Raw genomic sequence first — 26,027 nt, forward strand, 5'->3', positions numbered from 1 at the left:
GTACGCCGTCATGCAAGAAACCGTCGACTGGATCAACGGCTGGGTGTGGAGCCCCGCCCTCGTCTACCTGTGCCTGCTGGTGGGCCTGTACTTCTCGATCCGCACCCGCTTCATGCAGGTTCGCCATCTCGGCGAGATGGTGCGGGCCATGTTCCGCGGCAAGAGTTCGGCTGCCGGCGTTTCATCCTTTCAGGCGCTGACCCTCGCGCTGTCGGGCCGGGTCGGCACCGGTAACATCGCCGGCGTCGCCACCGCGATCGGCTTCGGCGGCCCGGGCGCCATCTTCTGGATGTGGATGGTCGCCTTCCTGGGGGCGGCGACCGCCTACGTCGAGTCCGCTCTCGGTCAGATCTACAAGATCGAGCATCATGGCCTGTACCGTGGTGGCCCGGCCTACTACATCGAGAAAGGTCTGGGCTGGCGGGTGTATGCGATCGTGTTCGCGGTGGCGACGATGCTGGCGTGCGGCATCCTGCTGCCCGGCGTGCAGACCAACAGCATCGCGGCCGGCATGGAGAACGCCTTCGGCATCGCGCCGGCGGTGACCGGCACGGTGATCGTCATCCTGCTCGGCCTGATCATCTTCGGTGGCGTGCGCCGGATCGCCCAGGTCACCCAGGTGGTCGTGCCCTTCATGGCCCTCGGCTACATCCTGGCGGCGGCCGTGGTGGTGGCGCTCAACGTAGAGAAGGTGCCCGAGGTCATCCGCCTGATCCTGTCGTCCGCCTTTGGCCTGGAGGCCGGCTTCGGCGCCATGATCGGCCTGGCGATCCAGTGGGGTGTGAAGCGCGGCGTGTATTCGAACGAGGCGGGCCAGGGCTCCGGTCCGCACGCTGCAGCCGCGGCCGAAGTGCCGCATCCGGCGGCACAGGGTCTGGTGCAGGCTTTCTCGGTCTATGTCGACACCCTGTTCGTGTGTTCGGCGACTGCCTTCATGATCCTGATCACCGGCACCTACAACGTGATGGGCGCCGACGGCCAACCGGTGTTCACCGGCCTTGCCAACATCGCGGCGGGCACGGGCTACACGCAGGCGGCGATGGAAAGTGTGCTACCCGGTTTCGGCGCGGTCTTCGTCGCGGTGGCGCTGTTCTTCTTCGCCTTCACCACGGTGCTGGCCTACTACTACATCGCGGAGACGAACCTCGCCTACCTCACCCGCAACCTGCGTTCGGAGGCCCTGATCTTCGTGCTGCGCGTGGCGCTGATCGGCTCGGCGCTGTATGGCTGCGTGCGCACCAGCGACCTCGCCTGGGGCATGGGCGACATCGGCGTCGGCATCATGGCCTGGCTCAACATCGTCGCCATCCTGGTGCTGCAGAAGCCCGCGCTGCTCGCGCTCAAGGACTACGAGGCGCAGCAGGCCCAGGGCCGCGTCGTGCCTGACTTCGATCCACGCCCGCTGGGCATCGAGAAGGCCGACTGGTGGGTGGAGCGCGCCGAGCGCAGCAAGCGCGAGGCCTGATTGACCCGCTTCAGGTCATTGCCCGCCGACGCTGCGCTATAGTGTCGGCGGGCTTTTTACGTGTAGGGGACCATGCAGATCGTACTCATCAGCGGGCTGTCCGGATCGGGCAAGAGCATTGCGCTCAACGTGCTCGAGGATGCCGGCTACTACGTCGTCGACAACCTGCCTGCAGCCCTGCTGCCGCAACTGGTGGCCCACCTGCGTGGTGCCGGTTGGCGGCGGGTGGCGGTCGCGGTGGACATGCGCTCGGGGGTCAGCATTGCGGCCCTGCCGCAGCAGGTCGAGGCCTTGCGCGCCACCGTCCGCGACCTGCGGGTGATTTTCCTCGAGGCGCGTGACGACGCGCTGATCGCCCGCTTTTCGGAGACCCGCCGCCGCCATCCGCTGGCGATCGACGATGTCAGCCTCGAAGAGGCCATCCAGCGCGAGCGCGGTGCGCTCGAGAGCATTGCCGCGCTTGGTCACCGGATCGACACCAGCGACCTGCATCCGAACACCCTGCGCGCCTGGGTGAAGGACTTCATCCAGATGCCGGCCGCCGAGGGCATGACGCTGATGTTCGAGTCCTTCGGCTTCAAGTACGGCATCCCGCTCGATGCGGACCTCGTCTTCGACGTGCGCTGCCTGCCCAACCCGCACTACGACCCCAATCTGCGGCCGCTCACCGGGCGCGACCAGCCGGTCATCGACTTCCTCGAGAAGCTGCCCGAGGTCAGGCGCATGGCGCGCGACATCCATCGCTTCGTCGCCGACTGGCTGCCGGCCTATCTGCGCGACAATCGCAGCTACCTCACCGTTGCCATCGGCTGCACCGGCGGCCAGCATCGCTCGGTGTATCTGGCAGAGTGGCTGGCCGACCAGTTTCGCGATCAGGTCGAGGTCATCGTGCGTCATCGCTCGGCGGCACGACGTGCGGCCGATCGTGCGGCGGGCCGGATCGATGATGTCGCAAGCCGCCCGGTCGGCGAAGGCGCTGGCGGCAGCGTGTGAGGTTTCGGCCTGGCGACTGGTGGGCGCTGCTGCGCCCGGGTGATGTGCTCGTCGTGCTCGCCGGCCTGCTGCTCTGTGGCCTGGCGGTGCGCGCCCTGTGGCAGGGCGGCGCGCCCGACGGCGCGGTGGTGCGCGCGGGCGGCCAGGTGGTGGCCGAGGTGGACCTGTCACGCGAGCGCTTCATCGAGGTGCCCGGTCCGCTGGGCGTGACCCTGATCGAGATCCAGCCCGGGCGCGCCCGCGTTGCCTCCGATCCGGGGCCGCGGCAGTACTGTGTGCGTCAGGGGTGGCTGACTCAGGCCGGCGCGGTGGCGATCTGCGCGCCGAATGAGGTCAGCCTCAGTCTCACCGGACGTGCGGCGAACTATGACTCGCTCAACTATTGAACTGACGCCGACGGTCGAGGACCGCCGCATCGCCCGCCATGCGGCAGCGGCGATCGTGCTGACCGTGGCCGAGGCCGCGATCCCGCTGCCGCTGCCGGGGGTCAAGCCCGGATTGGCCAACATCGTCACCCTTGTCGTGCTGGCCCGCTGGGGCTGGCGCGAGGCGGTGTGGGTGTCCTTGCTGCGCGTGCTCGCGGGCAGCCTGCTGCTCGGTCAGTTTCTCGCGCCCGGCTTCTTTCTCAGCCTGTCGGGCGCGGTCGCCAGCCTGCTCGTGCTGGGGTTGGCAATGCATCTGCCGCGGCGCTGGTTCGGGCCTGTGAGCCAGAGCATTCTGGCCGCCTTCGCCCACATCGGCGCGCAACTGCTGGTGGCACGGCTGTGGCTGGTGCCGCACGATGGCGTGTTCTACCTGTTGCCGGTGTTTGCGCTGGCGGCGGTGGTGTTCGGTCTGGTCAATGGCCTGGTTGCCGCCCGCCTGCTCGGTGAGCTCGACCCGCTGCCGAAGGGCGAGGGCGGCGCAGACGGCAAGGGCGCGGCCAAATAGTCGGAACGCAGCCGGGGCGCTGACGTCCAACCACGCGTCGATGCCTGATGAAGGCACAACTCAAGGCGCGGAGGAGACATGCGGAGAGGCTGGTGGCGATGGCTGAGCGCGCTGCTTGCAACGCTGTGCGGGCTCGCCTTCGGCTGGGTCGCGGGGTCGGGGCTGGTGCATGCCGCCCCGATCGGAGAACGAGGTGCGCCCGCTGCGGGATGCGAGACCGTGGCGGTCAAGAGCGAGGGACGGCCTTGTCAGCCGCCCCACGCGTCGAGTGCTCAGGCGCGATGCCTGGCGAACCAGTCCAGCAGCCGCTTCCAGCCATCCTCGGCCTCGTCCTTGCGGTAGCTCGGCCGGTAATCGGCATGGAAGGCGTGCGGCGCGTCGGGATAGACGTGAATCATGCTCGCGCTGCCGGCCTTCTGCAGCGCCTCCTGTGTCATCCGCACGTCGTCGAGCGGAATGCCCTGATCCTGGCCACCGTACAGCCCCAGCACCGGCGCATGCAGCTTGTCGACGACGTCGATCGGGTGCTGCGGGGTGCTCTCCGACGGGGCACCGTCCAGGCGGCCGTACCAGGCCACACCCGCTTTCAGCGCCGGATTATGTGCGGCATACAGCCAGGTGATGCGTCCGCCCCAGCAGAAGCCGGTGACCGCCAGCCAGTCCGGGTCGCCGCCTTGGGCGGACACCGCCCAGGCTGCGCAGGCGTCGAGATCGGCCATGACTTGCGCGTCGGGCACCTTGGACACGATGCTCTGGATGATCTCGCCGACGTTCTCGAGCTTGCTCGGGTCACCCTGACGGAAGAACAGCTCGGGCGCGACTGCGAGATAACCCTGGTGAGCCAGACGCCGGCAGACGTCCCGGATGTGCTCGTGCACGCCGAAGATCTCCTGCACGACGAGCACCACGGGCAGCTTGCCGACGGCATCTGCCGGGCGGGCGAAGTACACCGGGAGGCTGTCTCCGCTGACGTCGATGGTGGCTTCGCCGGTGCTGAGGCCGGTGCTCGCGGTGGTGATCATCGTGCTGGCCTGAACGGGTTGCACTGCCAGCGCGAAGCCAGCGGCAACGAGCGTGGTGACGAAGCCGCGGCGGTCGAGCCGGGCCGCGGGCAGCAGGCTGTCGAAATCCTGGCGCTCTGAGAGGGTGTCGGGTGCGGTCATGAGGTCTGTCTCCTGCGTGGTGGGTGAATTGCCAATGCAGGTCCGCGCGCGTTGCGAGCACGCGGAACCATCATGCAGACCGCCTCTTCTCTCAGGGGGTTCCGCTGCATGCCGTGTATTGCGGCATGCAGCGCGCAGCCCGGAAGGGGATGCAGAGGGGACGCAGCGAGGACTCAGCGGCGACGCTGGGGGGGTGCGGCGCTTGCGCCGGCGGGGCGTCCCGGCAGGTGGCGGAAGGTGATGCGGCCCTTGCTCAGGTCGTAGGGCGACATTTCCAGCGACACGTTGTCGCCGGCGATGATGCGGATGTGATGCTTGCGCATCTTGCCGCCGGAGTAGGCGATCAGGTTGTGACCGTTGTCGAGCGTCACGCGGTAGCGGCCGTCGGGCAGCACCTCGGTGACGGATCCTTGCATTTCGATGAGTTCTTCCTTGGCCATGGTCGGCTCCTTGTCATTGTGCTGGCACTGCGCGAGGGGCAGAGCCAGTCGGACTCGCCTCCGCCGGGAGCGAATCAGGGACCAGGGCGAAGCGCGCGATGTGCGGCGATGGCCTGGAGAAATCGGCACGATGTTCGGCGGACCGGTCGATGGGACTCGCAGCGAAAACCCTGCAACGCGAAGGCAGGGTTGGGGGCGAGCACTTGGGGCGGGGTCAGCGACACTTCGCCAGGCAGGAAACGAAGGCGTTCTAGCCGGGCGAAAGCTTGCTGTTACTGAGCCGCTGATTGCCGAATTAAATCTTTAAATTCAAAACCGGCAAAAGTCTAGTGCAAAACTATACGCGATTTGGACGCTCAGGTCCATGTCGCAGGCTGTGCTGTCTGCGCGGTCGGTAGATTCGGCGCAAAAGAAAACGCCCCGACCGGAGTCGGGGCATTTCCTCGTGTTCCTGGTAGGCCGTGCTGGATTCGAACCAGCGACCAACGGATTAAAAGTCCGCTGCTCTACCAGCTGAGCTAACGACCCAAAAGCGAGGCCGAATTCTAGTAAGCGCGAGCGTGTCCGTCAAGTGCCGTTGCGCAGACTGCCGCGGCGAAGGGCCGTCGCGGCACTGTCAGGCTCCGCGCATCATCAGCCAGTACTGGATCTTCATCGTGATCGCCGAGCCGACGATGATCGCCAGGGTGGTCAGGATCGAGCCCAGCGCCAGCGTGGACAGGCCGGTGATGCCCTGGCCGATGGTGCAGCCCAGCGCGGTGACGCCGCCGAAGCCCATCAGCAGCCCGCCCGCCATGTGGCGCACGAGATCGCCAGCGTCGCGAAAGCTCTCGATACGAAAGCCGCGGCTCACGACGGCATAGGCGGCCGAGCCGGCGATGACGCCAAGCACGCTGGCGATGCCGAAGGTGACCACCCGGCTGGTGTCGCTCCACAACAGCAGCAACTCCAGCGTGTAGGCCACGGGCGCGACGAAAGTGAGCGACTCGGCGCGACCGCTGTTGGTCGCGATGAAAGCCTCTTCGAGCGTCTCGGGGTGCTCGGCGACGTAGCCGATATGAGCCGAGACGTACCAGCCTGCGACCACCGTGACGCCGACGACGACACCGCCGAGAATCACGTCGCTGCGCCAGGCCTCGCGGCGGGCGAGCGACCACAGCAGCAGCCCGCCGCCGACCGCCAGCGCCGTCGCGAGCAGCGCGGTGCCGGATGCCATGCCGGTGGCGGCGCCGAGGAAGGCGGGCAGGTCCTGGCCGTGGGGCAGTTCGGTGGCGATGTTGTCGAGGTGACGCACGCGCCAGACACCGAACAGCCCGCGCATTGTCATGTAGGCGCCGATGGCGAGAAAGACGAAGACGACGATCGACTTCAGGTTGCCGCCGCCGATGCGGATCAGGGTCTTGCTGCCGCAGCCCGAGGCAAGCGTCATGCCGATGCCGAAGCACAGGCCGCCGAGCAGATGGGAGAACCAGGTCAGCCGGTTGCCGGTATAGATCGATTTCGACGCGTCGAACAGGCCCAGCCATTGCAGCGCGGCGGTGCCCAGGATGGCGGTGGCGATGGCCAGCGCCCACATCCGCATGCGGTTCCAGTCGCCCATGTTGACGATGTCGGATACCGCGCCCATGGTGCAGAAGTTCGTGCGGTTGGCCACGAAGCCGAACACGCCGCCCACGGCGAAGGCGAGCCAGACGATGGTCGAGGCGGAGACCAGAGATTCTTCCATGATGGGGGCCGGCGACGAAGGGAGGCCGAATTCTAACCAAAAAGGGCGCCGCGGACGGCGCCGGGCTCAGCGCGGGAGGGGCTGATAAGGGGTCGGGTCGGGTACGCCGGCGGCTGCGAATCCGGCGGCGCGCAGGCGGCAGGCCTCGCAACGGCCACAGGCGCGACCGGCGTCATCGGCCTGATAGCAGGTGACCGTGAGGCCGTAGTCGACGCCCAGGGCGATGCCGCGACGGATGATGTCGGCCTTGGACAGCTCGATCAGGGGTGCGTGGATGCGCAGGTGGGCGCCTTCGACGCCGACCTTGGTGGCGAGGTTGGCCATGGTCTCGAAGGCCTGGATGAACGCCGGTCGGCAGTCGGGGTAGCCGGAGTAGTCCACCGCATTGACGCCGACGAAGATGTCGTTGGCCTTGAGGACCTCGGCCCACGCGAGCGCAATCGACAGCATCACGGTGTTGCGCGCCGGCACGTAGGTGACCGGGATGCCGGTGTTGTCCTCGTTCTCGGGCACGGCGATGCCCGGATCGGTGAGCGCGGAGCCGCCGAACTGGCCAAGGTTGACCTGCGCAGTGCGATGCTCGCGCGCTCCCAGCGCCTCGGCAACGCGCTTCGACGCGCTGAGTTCGGCCGCGTGGCGCTGGCCGTAGGCGACCGACAGCGCGTAGGTTTCGAAGCCCATGTCACGCGCGATGGCGAGGCAGGTGGCGGAATCGAGGCCGCCGGACAACAGCACGACGGCGCGGGGGGGGGTGATCATGAGGCAGGTGTTCGGGGTGTGAGGAAAAGTTTTCAGCGCCCGCGGGCGTCGTTCCACAGCAGCTTGTGCAGCTGGAGCTGGAAGCGCACCGGCAGACGATCGCGCACGATCCATTCGGCGAGCGTGGTCGGCTCAAGCTCGCCGGCGACGGGTGACAGCAGCACGCTGCAGCGTTCGTGGAGGCGGTGCGTGGCGATCTGCTGCCGTGCCCACTCGTAGTCGGCAGCGTCAGCGAGCACGATCTTGAGTTCGTCGCGCGCATTGAGCAGGGCGAGGTTCTCCAGGCGGTTCTTGTCCGCTTCGCCCGATCCCGGTGCCTTGAGATCCATGATGCGCGACACGCGCGGGTCCACCCCGGCAATGTCCAGCGCGCCGCTGGTCTCTAGCGACACCGAATGGCCGGCGTCGGACAGGGCCGTGAGCAGGCTGAGGCAGGCCTTCTGTGCGAGCGGCTCGCCACCGGTCACGCACACGTGCTGCAAGCCGTGGCTGGCGACCTCGGTCACGATCTCGTCGAGGGTGCGCATCTCGCCGCCCGTGAAGGCATACGCGGTGTCACACCAGGTGCAGCGCAGGGGGCAGCCGGTGAGGCGGACGAATACCGTGGGCAGGCCCACCCGGCTCGATTCGCCCTGCACGGAGGCAAAGATCTCGGTGATGCGCAGACGGACGGTCGCGGCCGTCCATGGCTCGTGCGCCGACATCGACTCAGCGTACGGCCAGGCGCTGGCGCGCGACCTGGGCGGCGTTGCTCTGCGGATAACGTTCGGTCAGCGCCTGCAGGGTGCGCCGCGTTGCCGCGGCGTCGCCGAGGGCCTGCTGGCTGTTGGCGAGGCCGAGCATGGCGTCGGGGGCGACGTCGTCATCGGGCCACTTCTGCAGGACTGCATTGAAATGCTTGGTCGCACTGGCGACATCGCGTGCCTGCAGCGCCGCGTTACCCGCCCAGAAGTGAGCGCCAGCGGTGAAGCTGCCGGCCGGGTAGCGGCCGACGAAGGTTTCGAAGGCGGCGAGCGCTTCGGCCTGCTTGCCGTCCTTGAGCAGGTTCAGTGCGGCCTGGTAGTCGGCCGACTCCGCTGCGGGGTCGCCAGCGGCCGCCGCCCTGGGGGCGGCGCCACCGGTCTCGATCTGGCGCAGGCGCGTGTCCAGGTCGACGTAGAAATCCCTCTGCCGCTGCTTCAGCGTCTCGACCTCGTTCATCAGCAGTTCGATCTGGCCACGCAGGCGCGCCACTTCGGCGCGTAGCTGCTCGTTCTGCATGGCGAGCTCGAGCTGGCCACGGCTGGTGGTCTCGAGCTGGCCCTGGAGATCCTGGCGCAACTGGATGATCTGGTTGCGGGCTTCGGTGTCGCCGCCGAACAACTGGGCGTGAGCACTGCCCGCCGCGGTCAGGACGATGAACGTCGCGAGCGGCAGAAGGCGTTTCATCTTAGAACTCGCCCGAGTAGAGCATGTCGCCGCGACGGTTCTCGGCGTAGCAGGCCTCGGTGCGGTCTTCGCAACGCGGCTTCTCTTCGCCCAGGCTCACCGACTCGATCTGCGACTCGCGGGCACCCAGCAGCATCAGGGCCTGACGCACGACGTCGGCACGCTTCTGGCCCAGCGCGAGGTTGTACTCGCGGCTGCCGCGCTCATCGGTGTTGCCCTGGATCAGCATGCGCATCTGCGGGTTCTGCACCAGGAAGCGGGCGTGCGCTTCGATCAGCGGGCGGGCTTCGGGCTTGATGACGAAGCTGTCGAAGTCGAAGAACACGCTGCGCTTGGACAGGATGTTGTTGGGGTCGGTCAGCGCAGCGATGCCGGTGCCGGTGGCGCCGGGGGCGGTGACGGTGGCGACGCCGGCGCCCGAGCGGTCCTCGACCGCGGCGCCGGTGGCGTCGGGGCCGGTGCTCGAGCACGCTGCGAGCATCATGGCGAGCAGGGCGGGGACAATCAGTTTCTTCATGGGTAGTGCTCCAGGATTTGTGTTGAAAGACAGCAGTGAAGTGATGCGACGTTTGCGCCGCGTTTTGATTACCGGATCTGCGGGCCCCACGCGGGCTCGCGGACATCCGCAGCCTGCACCGTCAGTCGCTGGCGGATGCGCCCGTCTGTCGACACCGCCGACAGCACACCGCGTCCACCGCTGTCGGTGGCGTACAGGATCATGCGGCCGTTGGGAGCGAAGCTGGGCGATTCGTCGCGTGCCGAATCGGTGAGGATCGTGGTCTGCCGGGTGGCGAGGTCCTGCACGGCCACCTGGAAGCGGCCGGCATTGCGGGTGACGAAGGCGAGCAGCTTGCCGTCGCCCGACAAACGGGGCGAGACGTTGTAGTTGCCTTCGAAGCTCACCCGCTGGGCGCTGCCGCCGCTGGCCGGGATGCGGTAGATCTGCGGACTGCCGCCGCGATCGGAGGTGAAGTAGATGTGCCCGTCGCTGCCCCAGAAGGGCTCGGTGTCGATGCCTGCAGACTGGGCCAGGCGGCGCACGCCGGAGCCGTCGGCATTGATGGCGTAAAGCTGGGACAGACCGTCCTTGGTCAGCACGACCGCGAGCTGGCTGCCGTCGGGCGACCAGGTCGGGGCCGAGTTGGAACCCTTGAAGTTGGCGACCACGCGGCGCTGGCCGGTGGCGAGCGTATGCACATAGACGATCGGCTTCTTCTGCTCGAAGGAGACGTAGGCCAGGCTCTGGCCGTCTGGCGACCAGGCGGGCGAGATGATCGGTTCGCGCGAACGCAGCGCGGTGGCCGCGTTCATGCCGTCGGCGTCGGCGACCTGCAGCTCGAAGTTCGGCCCGGCCTTGATCACGTAGGCAATGCGGGTGGCGAAGTAGCCGGGCAGGCCGGTGAGCTTCTCATAGACGAAGTCGGCAATGCGGTGGCCGACGATGCGGTTCTGCGCCGGGCTCATCGGCAGAGCCATGGCGCCGAGCTCAAGCTGCTTCTGGGCGTCGAAGAGGCGGAAGCGCACCTCGTAGCGGCCGTCCGACATCGGGATCAGGCTGCCGGTCAGCACTGCATCGGCACCTCGGGCGCGGACCGCGGCGAGGTCGGGCATGACCGACTCGGGCAAGGGCAGCGGGCCCATATCGACGAGGCTGAACAGGCCGCTGCGCTCGAGGTCGGCGCGCACGACGTCGGTCACGCTTTGCGGCAGGCGGCCTTCGTTCTCGAAGATCGGGATGATGACCGGGAAACGCGAGGCGCCCGCGCCGGTGATCTCGATGGAGAGTTGCGCCTGCGCAGTCAGGGCAAGGCTGGCCAGCGCAGTGACGATGAAGAGGCGGAAGGCAGAGATAATCATTTTCATGCGGTTGTGCTCCAGCCGCGGATTATAGACATGGCAGGCTCAATCTTCCGCCAGCGGGCGGAATTTCAGTTCCAGCGTGCGCTGGAACAGGCTTCGGTTCTCGGGCAGCGGCAGCGGGCTGGAGCGCCGGATGGCGCGCTCGATCGCGTCGTCCAGTGCGGGAACGCCGGATGAACGCTTCAGGCGCACGTTGAGCACCTCGCCGCTGGGAAGCTGGTCGACCTCGAAGATCGCCTCCGGGTTTCCGGCCAAGCCGGGCGGGCGCAGCAGATTGCCGCGCACCTTGGTAGCGATGGCGTTGCGGTAGCGATCGACGTCACCGGCCGCAGCCGCGCGGGCGCCCTCCTGGCGCAGCAGGTTGTCCAGGCGCGCCTCCTCGGCGCGCCGGGTTTCCTGCGCCAGGCGCTGCGCCATGTAGTCGTCCTGCGCCGGCTTGGGTTCGGGCTTCGGTTGCGGTTTGGGCTCGGGTTTGGGTTCGGGCTTCGGCGCGGGCTTGGGCTCCGGTTTCGGCGCGGGCTTGGGCTCCGGTTTCGGCGCGGGCTTGGGTTCCGGCTTCGGTTCAGGTTTCGGGGCCGGCTTGGGCTCAGGCTTGGGTTCGGGTTTGGGCGCTGGCCTGGGCGGCTCCGGCTTCTTCTCGGGCGCCTTGGTCGCGATCTCCGGCTTCGGCGCCGGAGCGGGCGTTGGCTTCGGCTGCTCGGGGCGCGGCTGCGGCTTGGGCGGCTCCGGCGCGGGTTGCGGCTTGGGCGGCTCGGGGGCAGGCTGCGGTTTCGGTGGCTCGGGCCTGGGTGCAGGCTGCGGCCTTGGCGGGGTGGGCGCTGCGCTCGGCGCGGCGGCAAGCTGCACCTCCAGCGCGGCCGGCGGGCTGCTCTGCCAGCGCACGCCGAAGAACAGGAACAGTGCGAGGCCGAGGTGGACCGCGATCGTCAGGCCGAGCGAGGCCCATTTTCCCGGAAGCTCGCGAGTGCGAGTCACGCGCTCGTTCATCGGCTGCTGCCACCCGACTGCGTCTGCAGGCTGATCTTCTGGACGCCGGCCAGGCGTGCGGTCTCGAGCACGTCGATGACCTGCTGGTAGTTGAGGCTGCGGTGGGCGGCGACCAGGAAGGTCTGCTCCGGATTCTGCGCGAGCAGGTCGGCGAGGGTGGTCTGCAGGCGCACCGCGGGTACGTCCTCGGGCTGCGCGCCACTGCGACGGATGATCGAATAGGCGCCCTTGTCGTCGACCTGGATCACCACCGCCTCGCTCAGCGGCGCGGCGACCGGCGCCGCGGAGGGCACGTTGATGTTGCCGGTCTGGACCATCGGTGCGGTGACCATGAAGATCACCAGCAGCACCAGCATGACGTCGATGTAAGGGACGACGTTGATCTGGTTCATCAGGCGGCGTTGGCGCATGGCGGGCGTCTCCGGTCCGTTCAGCGCAGGTTGCGCTGCAGGATGTTGGAGAACTCTTCCATGAAGCTCTCGAAGCGGATGCCCAGGCGGTCGATGTCGTGCGCGAAGCGGTTGTAGGCGACGACCGCCGGAATCGCGGCGAACAGGCCGATCGCGGTGGCGACCAGGGCTTCGGCGATGCCGGGCGCGACCTGGGCAAGGGTGGCCGAACCGACGCTGGCCAGGCCGCGGAACGAGTTCATGATGCCCCACACGGTGCCGAGCAGACCGATGTAGGGTGACACCGAGCCGACCGAGGCGAGGAAGGCGAGATGGGCCTCGAGGTCGTCGACCTCGCGCTGGTAGGTGGCCCGCATGGCGCGCCGCGCGCCGTCGAGCGTGGCACCATGGTCGTGGCCCTTGGCACGCAGCTTGGTGAACTCGCGGTAGCCCGCCTCGAAGATCCGCTCCATGCCGTCGGCCTGATGGCGGCTGGCGGCGTCGTAGAGCGTGTTGAGGTCGCCGCCGCTCCAGAAGTCACGCTCGAAACTCTCGGTCTCGTTGCGTGCCTGGCGGATCTGGAATGACTTGCGGAAGATCCAGTACCACGACACCAGGGACAGCCCGGCGAGCAGGGCCATGACGAGTTGCACGAGCACGCTCGCCTCGCTGATGAGGCTGAGGATGGAGAGATCTTGAGTGACGGTCATGCTTGGCTTTCGAGAAGGGCGTGCAGAGGGGCCGGGATGGCAGTGGGTTTGTGGCGATGAATGTCGATGCTGGCGACCAGGGTCCGGGCGGTGAACAGGACTTCGCCCGCGCGCTTCACCTGCTGGTCGAACACGATGCTGGCGCGACGCAGGCCTTGGATGCGGCTCGCGACCATGAGTTCGTCGTCCAGCCGTGCCGAGGACAGGTATTCCGCCTGGACCGAGCGCACCATGAAGCCGATGCCTGCCTCGTCGAGCAGGGCTTGCTGGGCGATGCCGAGCGCTCGCAGCCACTCGGTGCGGGCGCGCTCGCAGTATTTGAGATAATTCGCGTAGTACACGACGCCACCGGCGTCGGTGTCTTCGTAATAGACTCTCAGGGAAAGGCTGTGGGCTGGCGCAGACGCGGACGGGCTTGTGGCCGGCGCGTCGTTACGACTCGTCTTCGGTTGCATTGCAGCATTCTAGCCGAGCGTGCGCGGGCGGTGCACTGCCTGTTTCAAATGTTGATGATTGTTTTTGCTGACCGAGCTTAATAGTTGTTGTACAAGCATTTTTCCAAAAATACTATTGTTTTTCCGTCGCCGCTGGCGCAGGCATGAAGGCGCCGGCGATCGGGTCTTGAGAGCGCAGGAAAACAGACGTGGCACTTCCCTTCTTCGGCAAGAAACCGACGTCCGCCGAGCCTTTGGCCGGGGGCGTCGAGCGTGCGCATGCCGCAGACGGTGCACCGCCGCCGACCGAGCTGTCGGGGCTGGACTTCTCCGCCACCGACCATGGCCGCGGCCTGGCACGGGCGGCGGGGCTGGTCGAGGTGCAGGAGGTGGGCAGCGGCATCGGCGCGGCGTTCGAGGAGGCGGCGGTGCTTTATGCGAATGGCAACGATGGCGAAGCGCTCGCGCTGCTCGAGGCGATGGTGGATGGCGAACACGCCGAGGTCGGCGAGGGCGTGTGGCTGATGCTGCTCGACCTCTATCGGCTGGCTGGCAACAAACAGGGCTTCGAATCCCGTGTGCTCGACTACGCGACGCGCTTCGAGCGCTCGCCACCGCCCTGGGTCGATCTCTCTGCCGCCGGCGGGCGGGCACGCAGCGGGTTGCCGCCCCTGATCAATCTCACCGGACAGCTGACGGCCCAAGCGGAGAAGCAGTTTCAGCAGGTCGCGGCGCTGGGTCGCCGCAGTGGCGCCGTGCGTCTCGACGTGGGTCGCGTGCGTGGCGTCGATGACGCCGGCTGCGGGGTGTGGCGGCGCCTGCTGGGCGATCTCGCGGCTGATCGGGTGAAGGTCACGCTGCTCAGTGTCGAGCCGCTCGCCGAGATCCTCGGCAAGCGCCTCGTGGTGGGCAAGGCGCAGGAGCGCGACACCTGGCTGATGCTGCTCGAGCTGTTGCAGTACGCCGACGACCAGGCGCGCTTTGAGAATCTCGCCGTCGATTATGCCGTGACCTTCGAGGAATCGCCGCCGTCCTGGGAGTGCCGGGGCGCTACCGCCGCGCTGCGCGAGGCGCCCACTCCAGCACTGGCGACGACCGAGCCCGACGGGTTCTGTTTCGAGGGCGAGCTCAGCGGCACGTCCAGCGACACCCTCAAGCGACTGGCGAGCTTCGCCGCCGACCGCCGCCAGGTGCGCATCGACTGTGCGCGCCTGCGCCGAATCGACTTCGTGTGCGCGGGCACCTTGTTCAACATTCTCGCCACGCTGCAGGCTCAGGGTAAACTCGTGAGCCTCGTCAACGTCAATGCCATGGTCGCGGCCCTGCTGCGCGTCATGAGCGTGGACCAGGTCGCGCACGTCACCTTGCGCCAATGATCACTTGAAGGCGCCGGCGCCCGGCCGGCGGGAATCAACATGGAACAATATCGCGGCACCACCATCCTGTCGGTGCGGCGCGGCAACCGCGTCGCCCTTGGCGGGGATGGCCAGGTCACCCTGGGCAACATCGTCATCAAGGCCTCGGCGCGCAAGGTACGCACGCTGTACAACGGCCAGATCCTGGCCGGTTTTGCCGGAGGCACGGCGGACGCCTTCACCTTGTTCGAGCGCTTCGAGGCCAAGCTCGACAAGCACCAGGGCAACCTGCTGCGCAGCGCGGTCGAGCTCGCCAAGGACTGGCGCACCGACCGCATGCTGCGCCGCCTCGAGGCCATGCTGGCGGTGGCCGACCGCGAACACTCGCTGGTGATCACCGGCAACGGCGACGTGCTCGAGCCCGAGCAGGGCATCGTCGCCATCGGCAGCGGCGGCGCCTACGCGCAGGCCGCGGCGCGTGCGCTGATCGAGAACAGCGAGCTCGAGCCCAAGGAGGTCGTCGCCAAGGCGCTCACCATCGCCGGCGACCTGTGCATCTACACCAATCACCACCACACCATCGAAGTGCTGGATTGAGAGCGACCGCATGACCCAGATGACCCCGCCGGAGATCGTCTCCGAACTCGACAAGCACATCGTCGGCCAGGACAGGGCCAAGAAGGCCGTCGCCATCGCGCTGCGCAACCGCTGGCGGCGCGCCCAGGTCGAGGAGCCGCTGAGGAGCGAGATCACCCCCAAGAACATCCTGATGATCGGTCCCACCGGCGTCGGCAAGACCGAGATCGCGCGCCGCCTGGCGCGCCTCGCCCATGCGCCCTTCATCAAGATCGAGGCGACCAAGTTCACTGAAGTTGGCTATGTTGGCCGCGATGTGGACACCATCATCCGCGACCTGATGGAAATCGCGATCAAGGATGGCCGCGAGCGCGCGATGAAATCGGTGCGCGACCGCGCGCTCGACGCCGCCGAGGACCGCGTGCTCGACGCCCTGCTGCCACCGGCGCGCCCGGTCGGCTTCAACGCCGAGCCCGAGCCGGCGCAGGACTCCGCCACCCGGCAGAAATTCCGCAAGAAGCTGCGCGAGGGCGAGCTCGACGACAAGGAGATCGACATCGAGGTCGCCGCGCCGTCGATGAGCGCCGAGATCTTCGCCCCGCCCGGCATGGAAGAGCTCACCCAGCAGATCCAGGGCATGTTCCAGAACCTCGGCGGTGGCAAGAAGAAGCAGCGCAAGCTCAAGATCCGCGAGGCACTGAAACTGCTCGCGGACGAGGAAGCCGCGCGCCTGATCAATGACGAGGAGGTGAAGCTCGAGGCGGTGCGGGCGGTCGAGCAGAACGGCATCGTCTTCCTCGATGAGGTGGACAAGATCGCCGCGCGCAGTGACGTGCACGGCGCCGACGTCTCCCGCCAGGGGGTGCAGCGCGACCTGCTGCCGCTGGTCGAGGGCACGACGATCTCGACCAAGTATGGCATGATCAAGACCGATCACATCCTGTTCATCGCCAGCGGCGCCTTTCACCTGTCCAAGCCGTCCGACCTCATCCCCGAGCTGCAGGGCCGCTTTCCGATCCGCGTCGAGCTCGAGTCGCTGTCGGTGGAAGACTTCGCCCGCATCCTCACCAGTACCGATGCCTGCCTCACCCGCCAGTACGAGGCCCTGCTCGCCACCGATGGCGTGCGCCTGAGCTTCACCGCCGACGGCATCCGCCGCCTGGCCGAGATCGCCTATCAGGTGAATGAGAAGACCGAGAACATCGGTGCGCGCCGGCTGTACACGGTGATGGAGAAGTTGCTCGAGGAGGTCTCCTTCGAGGCCGGCAAGGGCATGCTGGACGAGGTGGTGGTCGATGCCGGCTACGTCGATGGCCGTCTAGACATGCTGGCGCAGCGCGAGGATCTCGCGCGCTACGTGCTGTAACGCGGTTTCGCGTTGTAACCCGCGGGCCGGCGGCGACGTCCGGCCCGTTTTCATTTGCCGCGTGCGAAGCAAGGTAGGTTTTGATGCTGCTGCGAATCGTCGAAATTCTGTTCCCATTGTTTTCGATCACCGCGCTGGGCTATTTCGTCGGCCGCCGGATGAAGCCGGACCTGTCGCAGGCCAACAAGCTCAACATGGACGTGTTCGTGCCGGCGCTGGTGTTTGCCGCGCTGGCGAACAAGGCCTTCGACGTCGGCGCCTTCATGCCGCTGATTCTTGCTTCCACGCTGATGATGGTCGGCGCCGGCCTGGCCGGCTGGGGGTTGGCCAGGCTCACCGGCATCCAGCCGAAGACGCTGGTGCCGCCGATGATGTTCAACAACTGCGGCAACCTCGGTCTGCCGCTTGCCGTGCTGGCCTTCGGCGAGGCGGCGCTGGCGCCGATGGTGGTGATGTTCATGGTGTCGAACCTGATCCACTTCTCCTTCGGCGCCTGGCTGCTCGACCATCGCGTGCGCTTCTACATGCTGTGGCGGGTGCCCTCGGTGATGGCGACGGCGCTCGGGCTGTCGGTCAGCCTCACCCATTTCGAGGTGTGGCCGCCGCTGCTCACCGCGATCCGCATGCTCGGCGAGATCTCGATTCCCCTGATGCTGTTCGGGCTCGGCGTGCGCCTGGCCGAATCCCGCATCGGCGCGGTCGGCGTCGGCATGTTCGGTGCGGTGGCGCGCCCGCTGGTCGGGCTCGCGCTGTCGTGGATGGTGCTTCAGTTCATCGACCTGCCGGCGCGCGAGCAGGCGCTCGTGCTGGTGTTCGGCGCCTTGCCGCCGGCCGTGCTGAACTTCATGTTCGCCGAACGCTACAGTCAGGAGCCGGACAAGGTGGCTTCGATGGTGCTGATCGGCAACGTCGCCGCGATCGTGTTCCTGCCGCTGGCGCTCGCCCTGGTCCTCGACTAGCGCGCGAAACATGGCAGTGCGGTTGCGGAAAAATGACTGTCATGTGATCGAAACCGTAACAATCCGCTGGCAGGCTATCGCACCTGGCCCGCGCCCTTGCTGCTGCGGGCGACCGACAGACTGCGAGGATGATGCGGATCATGAGGCAACGCGGCTTTACCCTGCTCGAACTGCTGGTGGTGATGGTGATCATCGGCTTGCTCGCCGGCTACGTCGGACCGCGCTTTTTCTCGCAGATCGGCAAGTCCGAGGTAAACACCGCGCGCGCCCAGGTCGATGCCTTCGAGAAGGCGCTCGACCAGTATCGCCTCGATGTCGGCCGCTATCCGGGCACCGAGCAGGGGCTCGACGCCTTGATGGCGGCGCCTGCGGGCGAGTCGCGCTGGCAGGGGCCTTATCTGCGCAAGTCGGTGCCGGTCGATCCCTGGGGCAGCCCCTATCGCTACCGCCACCCGGGCGAGCACGGCGAGTACGACATTTTTTCCTACGGCGCGGACGGTCAGCCCGGCGGAGAGGGTAGCAACGCCGACGTCACCAACTGGTGAGCTGAGTCACCGATGCGCTTCCGGGTAAAGGCGATCGCCGCCGACGCGCGGGTCGTCGAAACCGAACTCGACGCCCCCTCCGAAGCCGAGGCGCGCGTGCTCGCCGCCGGCCGCGGCTTGGCCGTGCTGTCGCTCGCGCGCGCAGGGCGCGGCGGTGGGCGGGCGCGCTTTCCGCTGCTGCTGTTCAACCAGGAACTGCTCGCTTTGCTGCGGGCCGGCATTCCGCTCGCCGAGGCGGTGACCGCGCTGTCCGAGAAGGAGACGCGCACGCCCGTGCGCAGCGTGCTGTCCGACCTCGTTGCCGCGTTGCGCGAGGGGCAGCCCTTGTCGCGCGCGCTCGAGCGCGCGCCCCAGGGCTTTCCCGCCCTCTACGTCGCCATGATCCGCGCCGCCGAGCGCACCAGCGACCTCGAGCGTGCGCTCGAACGCTACGTCGCCTACCAGCAGCAGGTCGACACCTTGCGTGACAAGCTCATAAGCGCGGCGATCTACCCGGCGCTGCTGATCGGCGTCGGTGGGTTGGTGGTGCTGTTCCTGCTCGGCTACGTGGTGCCGCGCTTCTCGCACATCTATGAGGACGTCGGCAGCGATCTGCCCTGGCTGTCGCAGCTGCTGCTCGACTGGGGGCGGCTGGTCGAGACCCATGCGCTGGCGATGGGCGGCGCGCTGCTGGTGCTGATCGCCGCCCTCGTACTGGCGGCGCGCAGCGACGCGGTATGGGCCGCGGTGGGGCGTCAGGCCTGGCGCACGCCGGGCATCGGCGAGCGCCTGCGCGCCTTCGAGCTCGCACGCTTCTACCGCACGCTGGGCATGCTGCTGTCGGGCGGCATCCCGGCGGTGGCGGCGCTGCGCATGGTGTCCGGCCTGCTGTCGCCGACGCTGCGTGCCAGCCTGGAGCTCGCCATCGAGCGCGTACGCGAGGGCCAGCCCTTCACCGCCACGCTCGCCACCTGCGGGCTGGCGACGCCGGTGGCGCAGCGCATGCTCGCCGTCGGTGAGCGCGCCGGCAATCTCGGCGAGATGCTCACCCGTTCGGCGGAATTCCACGAGGAGGACACCGCACGCGAGATCGAATGGCTGACCCGCCTGTTCGGCCCGGTGCTGATGCTTGTGATCGGTGGCGCGATCGGCCTGATCGTGGTGCTGATGTACCTGCCCATCTTCCAACTTGCGGAGAGCATCGGATGAGTGCCTTGCCCGACATCCGTCACGAGCCGCTCGCGCCGGCGCGGCCGTTCTCGAGCGCGGAACTGGCCGCTGCGCGCGCCGCCGGCAGCCGTCTGCTGGACGCGCTCGCCGAGCAGGTCCCCGACGCCGATGCGCGCCTCGTCCGCATCGCCGCCACCTGCGGCCTGCCGGTGCTCGGCCACGCCACGTTGATGGCACGCACGCCCGACTTCGCCGCGGTCGGCTTCGAGACCGCGGTGCGCCACGAGTGCGTGGCCCTGCGCGACGAGGCCGGCGGCCTGGTGCTGGTGCTCGCCAACCCCTTCGACAACGACCTGCTCGACGGCCTCGCCGCGCGCCTCATCGAACCCTTCGAGCTGGCGATCGCCGACCGCGACGACCTCGCCGCCTGCCTCGCGCGCCACGAGGACCAGGTCCGCCGCGCCGCCGGCCTGGACGAGGGGCGCCAGGGCACGGGCGGCGGTGGCGAGGTCGAGGACCTGTCGCTGCAGCGCATCACCGCCGGCGCCAGTCCGGTGGTCAAGCTGGTGAACTCGACGCTGTACGACGCCCTCAAGCAGGGCGCCAGCGACATCCACCTCGAATCGCAGCCCGGAGGCCTGGTCATCAAGTACCGCATCGACGGCGTGCTGTCGCGCGTCGGCACGGTGTCGGCGGTGGACCTGGCCGAGCAGGCGATCTCGCGCCTGAAGGTGATGGCCGAGCTCGACATCGCCGAGCGCCGCGTGCCGCAGGACGGGCGCTTCAAGGCTCAGGCCGGCGGGCGCGAGATCGACTTCCGCGTCTCCATCATGCCCAGCATCCACGGCGAGGACGCGGTGCTGCGCGTGCTCGACAAGGAACACCTGAGCCGCGAGATGAGCGGGCTCAGTCTGGAAGTGCTCGGCTTCGATGCCGAGGCCCGCCGCGTGCTGCGGCGGCTCGCCAACGAGCCCTACGGCATGCTGCTCGTCACCGGCCCCACCGGCAGCGGCAAGACCACCACGCTGTACGCGGTGCTGGGCGAGACCAACCGTGGCACGGACAAGGTCATCACCATCGAGGACCCGGTCGAGTACCAGCTCGCCGGCGTGCTGCAGATCCCGGTGAACGAGAAGAAGGGCCTCACCTTCGCCCGCGGCCTGCGCTCCATCCTGCGCCACGACCCCGACCGCATCATGGTCGGCGAGATCCGCGACGGCGAGACCGCCGAGATCGCCATCCAGGCCGCGCTCACCGGCCACCTGGTGTACACCACGGTGCATGCCAACAACGTCTTCGACGTCATCGGCCGCTTCATGCACATGGGCATCGACCCCTACAACCTGGTCGCCGCCTTGAACGGCGTCGTCGCCCAGCGCCTGGTGCGCATCAACTGCCCGCACTGCAGCGAGGACGTGGTGCCCGACCACGCGCTGATGGCGGATTCCGGCCTCGGCGACGTGACCGCCTTCCGCTTCCGTGCCGGCCACGGCTGCGGCCACTGTCGCGGCTCGGGCTACCGCGGCCGGCGCGCGGTGGCCGAAGTGCTGCTGCTCGACGACGAGGTGCGTGAGCTGATCCTCGCCCGCGCGCCCGCCCGTGCCGTACGCGAGGCCGCATCGCGGCGCGGCTTCCGCAACCTGCGCGCGGCGGTGGTCGAACTGGTCGCCGCGGGCGAGACCACACTGGAGGAACTGAACCGTGTCACGCTCCACGGCTGAAGTCCGGCTACGGCTCGAGCGCGAGGCCTGGGTGCTGCAGGGTCCCGGCGGTCAGATGCGCTGCGCGCTCGATGGCGCGTTGCCGGGTGCGGCGCTCGAGCGCCTGCAACCCGCCGGCGTGCTGCGCGGACGGCGCCTGAGGATACGGCTCGGCGATGCCTGGCTGCGCTACCTGGTGGTGCGCTGGCCGCAAGGCGTGCGCGGGCCGGCCGAACGTGCCGCCTTCCTCGCCCATCGCTTCGCTGAGGTACATGGCGTCGGCGCCCCGGACTGGGTGCTGGCGGCGGACTGCGATGCGTTCGACCTGCCGGCGCTCGCCTGCGCCGCACCCGCCGCGGTAGTGGCTGCGGCGCGGGGCTTCGCAGCACGCCACGGCTGCCTGCTCGAGGGCATTGCGGGGGATTTCGTCACTGCCTACAACGTCTTGCGCCGGCGCTTCGACGAGGCCGATGGCGTGCACGCCGCGCTTGCCCTGCTGCGCGACGGCCGACTCACGGTCGGCATGTGGTCGGGCGGAACCTGGGCCGGCGTGCGCAGCCAGGCGGTGCGCGACGACGGTGCCGCGGCGCTGCGTCGGATGCTCGAGGCCTGGATGCGCGATGCCGGTCCCCACTCCAGCTCCGCCGACCAGGCCGTGGAGGGCACGCAGTCGGGGGGTGTGGTCTATGCCGCAGGCTTTGCCGGCAGCCCGCCCGTCGCCTGGCGGCGGGTGGATGTGGAGCTGCCGGCATGAAGCTTTTCTCCAACGCGCCAGCCACGATCGAACTCGATTTCGCGCCGCCGCGTCGTCGCCGGCCGCGGTTGCCTGGCTGGCTGCTGCTTGCGATCGGCGCGGCGGCGCTCGGCCTGGCGGCCTACGACTGGCAGGCCGCCCAGGCCGAGCTCGCCGAGCGCGAGGCGCTGACCGCGAGGCTACGCGCGGAATTGCGCGACTCGCGTCCGCAGCAGGCGGCGCGCACCGCCACGCCAGCTACGCCCGAAGAGCGTGAGCCCGCGCAGCGCGTCGCGGGCGTGCTCAATGCCGACTGGGCTGCGCTGTTCGCCGACCTCGACCGCGCCCGCCATCCCGAGGTGGCGGTGCTCGACCTGCAGGGCGACGCCGGGCGCGGCACGCTGCGCATGACCGGCGAGGCGCAATCGGTGGAGGCGGCGTTTGCCTATGTGGAGAAGCTGCAGCGCACCGCCGCACTGCGCGAGGCCCGCATCGACAGCCATGAGTGGGTGACACAGGGCCCGCAGATGGTGGTGCGCTTCATCCTCACCGCGCACTGGAGGACGGTGCCATGAAACGGATGCTCCGTGTGCGCGAAGCCTTGCGCCGGGCTTTCCGCGGCGCCGGCTGGGCGGGGGCTTGCGGAGGCTTGCTGCTCGCACTGGCCGTGGCGGTGGACCAGCAAGCTGCGAGCGACATCGAGACGCGCCGTGCGGCGCTCGGCGCCGAACGCGCCGTGCTGCTCGGCGGCGACACGCCGGCGCGTGCGGCCCCGACCGGCATCGACCGCCATACCCTGCAGGCCTTCTACCAGGGCTTCCCGACCCGCAGCGAGCTGCCTGCCCTGCTTGCCGCGCTTCAGGTGCAGGCCGAGACCCATGGCATCGATGTTGACCGCAGCGACTACCGTGTCAGCGAGGAGGCGGGCGCGCCGCTGCTACGGATCGCACTGAGCCTGCCGGTGCGCGCCGAATACGGTGCGCTCTACGGCTGGCTGTCCGAGCTCATCGCCACCGCACCGCATGTGGCGCTGGAGGCGATCGCGCTGCGACGCGCGGATGCGCGCAGCGGCTACGTCGAGGGGGAACTGCGCCTACTGGTATTCGTGAACCGGGGGGCGCCATGAAGCCGCGACAGTGGGGCATGGCGGCAGCGCTGATCGCGACGCTGGCGGCGACGTGGTGGGCTGCGCAGGTCGAGGACAGCGGCGAGGCGGAGGTGGCCGCGCCGGTGGTCCGCTCCGCGCGCACACCCGTGCCCGCATCCGCAGCCGTGCGCGACCGCGCGGGCGAGGTCGCAGCGCAGGCCGGGGGCGCGCTCGCGATCGTGCGCGAGCCCTGGCCGGCGTCCGCTTCCGACCTGCTGCAGCCTGCGGCGGGCGTGCAGGCGCAACTGAACCAGGGGGTGCCGCTTGCCGTGGCACCGAGCGCACCGCCGCTGCCGTTCACCTTCATCGGCAGCATTGAGCGCGGTGGCCGCCGCACGGTGATGCTGATGGAAGGCGAAGAGCTCCATCTGGTGGGCGTGCGCGAGCGCATCGGCGAGCACTACCGTGTCGAGCGCGTGACGCAGACACAGATCGAATTCACCTATCTGCCGATGCAGGAGCGGCAGGTGCTCGAGACCGGGCAGGACTGAGAAGATGAAGACATCCCGACTGAAGAAGCTGCATGCGCTCAGCGCAGTGGCGCTCGCCGCCGCCGGTTTGCTCGCCGGCTGCGCCACGCCGCTGCCGGCGATGCCGCACGACGCCGCAGTGGAGGCGGATCCGGTCGCCGAACTACGCCGTCTTGGCGAGGCCGTTGTCGCCGAACCGCGCAACGCCGACCTGCGCGCGCGCTACCTGGCCCGTCGCGAGGCGCTCGCGGTCGGCTGGCTCAACGAGGCCGAGCGCGCGCGCGCCTTCGGGCAGTTCGAGCAGGCCGAGCGCCTGTACCGCGAGGTGCTCGGCATCGAACCCGCCAACGCGCGTGCGCGCACCGGGCTAGACACGCTGATCGACGAGCGCCGCCGCCTGCAGCGGCTGGACGAGGCCGAAGCCGCCTACATGCGCGGCGACAGCGCCAATGCCGAACGCCTGGTGCGCTCCGTGCTGGCCGAATCCCCTGCCAACCCGCGCGCGCGCCGCCTGCTGCGCGAGCTCGACGAGCGTCGCCTGCTGCAGCCGCCGGTCGAGTCGCTGGCCGGTCCGCTGGCGAAGAAGGTCAACCTGCAGTTCCGCGACGCCCCGCTGCGCGTGGTGTTCGAGGCCTTGTCGCGCGCTGCCGGGCTCAACTTCGTGTTCGACAGCGACGTGCGCGACGACGCCCTGGTCAGCCTCTTCGTGCGCGACACCTCGGTCGACGAGGTCATCAAGCTGCTCACCGCCACCCAGCAGATCGAGCGCAAGCTGCTCAACGCCAACTCGGTGCTGATCTACCCGGCCACGCCGGCCAAGCAGCGCGAATACCAGGAGCTGGTGTCGCGCAGCTTCTACCTCGCCAACGCCGACGTGAAGCAGGCGCTCAATCTCATCAAGCAGGTGGTGAAGACGCGTGACGTGTTCATCGATGAGAAGCTCAACCTGCTGGTGATGAAGGACACGCCCGAGGCGATGCGCCTGGCCGAGCGCCTGGTCGCCGCGCTCGACGTGGCCGAGCCGGAGGTGATGCTCGAGGTCGAGGTGCTGGAGGTGAGCCGGACCAAGCTGCGCCAGATCGGCCTCGAGTTTCCGCAACAGATCGGCTGGGGCTCGATCGACGGCCAGAACGTCGGCCCCTTGCGCGAGGGTGTCATCAACCTCAACGACACCGGCGGGCTGGTGCCCTTCGTCTCCAACCCGGCGGCGGTGCTGCGCCTGCGCGCCGAGGACGGCGACACCACGCTGCTCGCCAACCCGCGCATCCGGGTCAAGAACCGCGCCGAGGCCAAGGTGCATATCGGCGAGAAGGTGCCGGTGTTCACCACCACGTCGACCGCCAACGTCGGTGTGGCGGCGTCCGTGAGCTATCTGGACGTCGGCCTCAAGCTCGACGTCGAGCCGAGCGTCACGCTGGATGACGAAGTCGCGATCAAGGTCGCACTCGAGGTCAGCAACATCGTGCGCGAGGTGCCCGGGCCCGAAGGCTCGCTCGCCTACCAGATCGGCACTCGCAGCGCCGCGACCACGCTGCGCCTGAAGCACGGTGAGACCCAGGTGCTGGCCGGACTCATCAACGACGAGGAGCGCGGCAGCAACCTGCGCCTGCCCGGCCTGGGCGACCTGCCGGTGGTGGGACGCCTGTTCTCGTCCGAGCGCGACCAGGCCGCGCGCACCGAGATCGTGCTGCTGATCACCCCGCGCATCGTGCGCAACATCGTCGCCCCCGCCTTCACCCGCGACGACCTCGCCGCCGGCACCGAGGCACTGGTCGGCGCGGCGCCGCTGCGCATCGGACCGATGGCGCCGGAGAGCCTGCTGGTGAGCGGCACCGGCCAGCCCGGGGTTGCGGCTGCCGCGGCAAGCGTGGCGGCGACGCCCTTGCTGCCGTCGGGCGCGGCCGAGATCGACCCCGGCAGCGTGGTGGTCGATCTGGCCGCGCCCGACAGCGCCGTCGCGGGCGGCGCCCTGACGCTGTCGCTCAAGCTCGACGGCAGCGGCGGCCACAACGGTGTGCTGATCGAGTTCGACTACGACGTAGAGCGCCTCGAGCCGGTCGGCTTCGCGCCGTCCGAGAACGGCCAGGCGACCACCGCGCTGCCCGCAGGCAACCTGCCGGCGACGGTGCCAATCGGCTTCAAGGTCAAGGAAGGGGCCACCGGCGCGGCCAACGTGCGCATCAATGGTCTGATCTTCGACCTCGGCGGGCGCCAGGTGCCGGCTCCGGCCGCCGGCGCGGCCGCGGTCAACATCCTTGCCCCATGACGCGGCGCGCGCGCGGCTTCACGCTGATCGAGCTGGTGGTCACCCTGGCCATCATCGGCGTGCTCGCTGCCGGCGTGATGCCGCTGGCCGAACTGGCTGCGCAGCGCAGCAAGGAGTCGGAGCTGCGCACGGCGCTGCGCCAGGTGCGCAATGCGCTAGACGCCTACAAGGCCGCCTATGACGAAGGCCGCGTCGAGCAGAAGACCGGCGCCTCGGGCTATCCGCCCAATCTGCGCGTGCTGGTTGAGGGCGTGCCCGACGTCAAGGACGAGGAGGGCCGGCGCATCTACTTCCTGCGCCGCCTGCCGCGCGACCCGATGCACACCGACCCCAGCGTCGAGCCCGAGCGCAGCTGGGGCCGGCGCAGCTACGCCAGCCCGCCCGATGCGCCGCGCGAGGGTCAGGACGTGTTCGACATCTATTCGCTGTCCGAGCGCACCGGGCTCAACGGCGTGCCCTACAAGGAATGGTGAGCGC

Annotated in this window: 29 protein-coding genes and 1 tRNA gene; 17 read left to right on the plus strand and 13 right to left on the minus strand. The window is 68.7% G+C overall.

The window, feature by feature from the left end; all coding sequences use genetic code 11:
- Positions 1–10 precede the first annotated feature (10 nt).
- From PLC66_RS00650 to PLC66_RS00665, 4 genes are all read left to right on the plus strand, one after another.
- Positions 11–1,465: an alanine/glycine:cation symporter family protein gene (locus PLC66_RS00650; protein WP_324536867.1), complete on the plus strand. Its 1,455-nt coding sequence runs from the start codon at positions 11–13 to the stop codon at positions 1,463–1,465.
- Positions 1,466–1,537: 72 nt separating this feature from the next.
- The gene (rapZ, locus tag PLC66_RS00655; RefSeq protein WP_324536868.1) at positions 1,538–2,458 is read left to right on the plus strand and encodes an RNase adapter RapZ; all 921 of its coding nucleotides are present in this window, start codon (positions 1,538–1,540) and stop codon (positions 2,456–2,458) included.
- Positions 2,455–2,844: a NusG domain II-containing protein gene (locus PLC66_RS00660; RefSeq protein WP_324536870.1), complete on the plus strand. Its 390-nt coding sequence runs from the start codon at positions 2,455–2,457 to the stop codon at positions 2,842–2,844. Before rapZ ends, PLC66_RS00660 begins: the two co-directional genes overlap by 4 nt.
- The gene (locus tag PLC66_RS00665; RefSeq protein WP_324536872.1) at positions 2,825–3,388 is read left to right on the plus strand and encodes a Gx transporter family protein; all 564 of its coding nucleotides are present in this window, start codon (positions 2,825–2,827) and stop codon (positions 3,386–3,388) included. The genes PLC66_RS00660 and PLC66_RS00665 overlap by 20 nt, the downstream gene beginning before the upstream one ends.
- 272 nt (positions 3,389–3,660) lie before the next feature.
- Here PLC66_RS00665 and PLC66_RS00670 read toward each other — a convergent pair whose 3' ends face one another.
- The 13 genes from PLC66_RS00670 to ybgC form a co-directional block, all read right to left on the minus strand.
- Entirely contained in the window at positions 3,661–4,551 is an 891-nt protein-coding gene (locus tag PLC66_RS00670) for a dienelactone hydrolase family protein (protein ID WP_324536874.1), read from the minus strand.
- Positions 4,552–4,724: 173 nt separating this feature from the next.
- Entirely contained in the window at positions 4,725–4,991 is a 267-nt protein-coding gene (gene infA, locus PLC66_RS00675; RefSeq protein ID WP_324536876.1) for a translation initiation factor IF-1, read from the minus strand.
- A 452-nt stretch (positions 4,992–5,443) separates the two neighbouring features.
- Positions 5,444–5,519 (minus strand) — tRNA-Lys (locus PLC66_RS00680).
- An 88-nt stretch (positions 5,520–5,607) separates the two neighbouring features.
- On the minus strand, positions 5,608–6,717 hold the full coding sequence (locus tag PLC66_RS00685) for a YeeE/YedE family protein (RefSeq protein WP_324536877.1): 1,110 nt from the start codon (positions 6,715–6,717) through the stop codon (positions 5,608–5,610).
- 66 nt (positions 6,718–6,783) lie between these two features.
- Positions 6,784–7,476 (minus strand): 7-cyano-7-deazaguanine synthase QueC, encoded by a 693-nt coding sequence (queC, locus tag PLC66_RS00690; RefSeq protein ID WP_324536878.1) that lies wholly within the window; start codon positions 7,474–7,476, stop codon positions 6,784–6,786.
- 32 nt (positions 7,477–7,508) lie between these two features.
- Complete coding sequence (queE, locus tag PLC66_RS00695; protein ID WP_324536880.1) at positions 7,509–8,180, minus strand: 7-carboxy-7-deazaguanine synthase QueE; 672 nt, start codon at positions 8,178–8,180, stop codon at positions 7,509–7,511.
- A 4-nt stretch (positions 8,181–8,184) separates the two neighbouring features.
- Positions 8,185–8,904, minus strand: a complete 720-nt coding sequence (gene ybgF / locus PLC66_RS00700) for a tol-pal system protein YbgF (protein WP_324536882.1) — start codon at positions 8,902–8,904, stop codon at positions 8,185–8,187.
- 1 nt (position 8,905) lies between these two features.
- On the minus strand, positions 8,906–9,421 hold the full coding sequence (gene pal / locus PLC66_RS00705; RefSeq protein WP_324536884.1) for a peptidoglycan-associated lipoprotein Pal: 516 nt from the start codon (positions 9,419–9,421) through the stop codon (positions 8,906–8,908).
- A 68-nt stretch (positions 9,422–9,489) separates the two neighbouring features.
- Positions 9,490–10,767, minus strand: coding sequence for a Tol-Pal system beta propeller repeat protein TolB (gene tolB / locus PLC66_RS00710; RefSeq protein ID WP_324536886.1), 1,278 nt, complete (start codon positions 10,765–10,767; stop codon positions 9,490–9,492).
- 39 nt (positions 10,768–10,806) lie between these two features.
- Positions 10,807–11,751: an energy transducer TonB gene (locus PLC66_RS00715; RefSeq protein ID WP_324536888.1), complete on the minus strand. Its 945-nt coding sequence runs from the start codon at positions 11,749–11,751 to the stop codon at positions 10,807–10,809.
- Complete coding sequence (locus PLC66_RS00720; protein WP_324536890.1) at positions 11,748–12,161, minus strand: ExbD/TolR family protein; 414 nt, start codon at positions 12,159–12,161, stop codon at positions 11,748–11,750. Before PLC66_RS00720 ends, PLC66_RS00715 begins: the two co-directional genes overlap by 4 nt.
- A 20-nt stretch (positions 12,162–12,181) precedes the next feature.
- Complete coding sequence (gene tolQ, locus PLC66_RS00725) at positions 12,182–12,850, minus strand: protein TolQ (RefSeq protein WP_324536892.1); 669 nt, start codon at positions 12,848–12,850, stop codon at positions 12,182–12,184.
- A complete protein-coding gene (ybgC, locus tag PLC66_RS00730) occupies positions 12,847–13,305 on the minus strand; it encodes a tol-pal system-associated acyl-CoA thioesterase (RefSeq protein WP_324536894.1) in 459 nt (152 codons plus the stop codon). The genes tolQ and ybgC overlap by 4 nt, the downstream gene beginning before the upstream one ends.
- Before the next feature lie 188 nt (positions 13,306–13,493).
- Between ybgC and PLC66_RS00735 the strand changes: the two genes are divergently transcribed.
- From PLC66_RS00735 to PLC66_RS00795, 13 genes are all read left to right on the plus strand, one after another.
- Positions 13,494–14,660 (plus strand): STAS domain-containing protein, encoded by a 1,167-nt coding sequence (locus PLC66_RS00735; RefSeq protein ID WP_324536896.1) that lies wholly within the window; start codon positions 13,494–13,496, stop codon positions 14,658–14,660.
- Positions 14,661–14,699: 39 nt separating this feature from the next.
- The gene (gene hslV / locus PLC66_RS00740; RefSeq protein ID WP_324536898.1) at positions 14,700–15,236 is read left to right on the plus strand and encodes an ATP-dependent protease subunit HslV; all 537 of its coding nucleotides are present in this window, start codon (positions 14,700–14,702) and stop codon (positions 15,234–15,236) included.
- 10 nt (positions 15,237–15,246) lie between these two features.
- Entirely contained in the window at positions 15,247–16,581 is a 1,335-nt protein-coding gene (gene hslU, locus PLC66_RS00745) for an ATP-dependent protease ATPase subunit HslU (protein WP_324536900.1), read from the plus strand.
- A gap of 83 nt (positions 16,582–16,664) precedes the next feature.
- Complete coding sequence (locus tag PLC66_RS00750) at positions 16,665–17,540, plus strand: AEC family transporter (RefSeq protein ID WP_324536902.1); 876 nt, start codon at positions 16,665–16,667, stop codon at positions 17,538–17,540.
- A 140-nt stretch (positions 17,541–17,680) separates the two neighbouring features.
- A complete protein-coding gene (gene gspG, locus PLC66_RS00755; RefSeq protein WP_324536904.1) occupies positions 17,681–18,085 on the plus strand; it encodes a type II secretion system major pseudopilin GspG in 405 nt (134 codons plus the stop codon).
- Positions 18,086–18,097: 12 nt separating this feature from the next.
- Positions 18,098–19,273 carry a type II secretion system F family protein gene (locus tag PLC66_RS00760; protein WP_324536906.1) on the plus strand — a complete coding sequence of 392 codons (1,176 nt, stop codon included), beginning with the start codon at positions 18,098–18,100 and terminating at the stop codon, positions 19,271–19,273.
- Positions 19,270–20,955 (plus strand): GspE/PulE family protein, encoded by a 1,686-nt coding sequence (locus tag PLC66_RS00765; protein WP_324536907.1) that lies wholly within the window; start codon positions 19,270–19,272, stop codon positions 20,953–20,955. The genes PLC66_RS00760 and PLC66_RS00765 overlap by 4 nt, the downstream gene beginning before the upstream one ends.
- On the plus strand, positions 20,936–21,688 hold the full coding sequence (locus tag PLC66_RS00770) for a hypothetical protein (RefSeq protein WP_324536909.1): 753 nt from the start codon (positions 20,936–20,938) through the stop codon (positions 21,686–21,688). The genes PLC66_RS00765 and PLC66_RS00770 overlap by 20 nt, the downstream gene beginning before the upstream one ends.
- Entirely contained in the window at positions 21,685–22,242 is a 558-nt protein-coding gene (locus tag PLC66_RS00775; RefSeq protein ID WP_324536911.1) for a hypothetical protein, read from the plus strand. The genes PLC66_RS00770 and PLC66_RS00775 overlap by 4 nt, the downstream gene beginning before the upstream one ends.
- Complete coding sequence (locus PLC66_RS00780) at positions 22,239–22,793, plus strand: hypothetical protein (protein ID WP_324536913.1); 555 nt, start codon at positions 22,239–22,241, stop codon at positions 22,791–22,793. Before PLC66_RS00775 ends, PLC66_RS00780 begins: the two co-directional genes overlap by 4 nt.
- Positions 22,790–23,305: a hypothetical protein gene (locus tag PLC66_RS00785; protein ID WP_324536915.1), complete on the plus strand. Its 516-nt coding sequence runs from the start codon at positions 22,790–22,792 to the stop codon at positions 23,303–23,305. The genes PLC66_RS00780 and PLC66_RS00785 overlap by 4 nt, the downstream gene beginning before the upstream one ends.
- Positions 23,306–23,309: 4 nt before the next feature.
- Complete coding sequence (locus tag PLC66_RS00790; protein ID WP_324536917.1) at positions 23,310–25,550, plus strand: secretin GspD/PilQ domain-containing protein; 2,241 nt, start codon at positions 23,310–23,312, stop codon at positions 25,548–25,550.
- The gene (locus PLC66_RS00795) at positions 25,547–26,023 is read left to right on the plus strand and encodes a prepilin-type N-terminal cleavage/methylation domain-containing protein (RefSeq protein ID WP_324536919.1); all 477 of its coding nucleotides are present in this window, start codon (positions 25,547–25,549) and stop codon (positions 26,021–26,023) included. The genes PLC66_RS00790 and PLC66_RS00795 overlap by 4 nt, the downstream gene beginning before the upstream one ends.
- The last annotated feature ends 4 nt before the right edge of the window (positions 26,024–26,027 follow it).

Origin of the sequence: Thauera sp., from assembly GCF_035444905.1 — a bacterium.
Lineage (GTDB): Bacteria > Pseudomonadota > Gammaproteobacteria > Burkholderiales > Rhodocyclaceae > Thauera.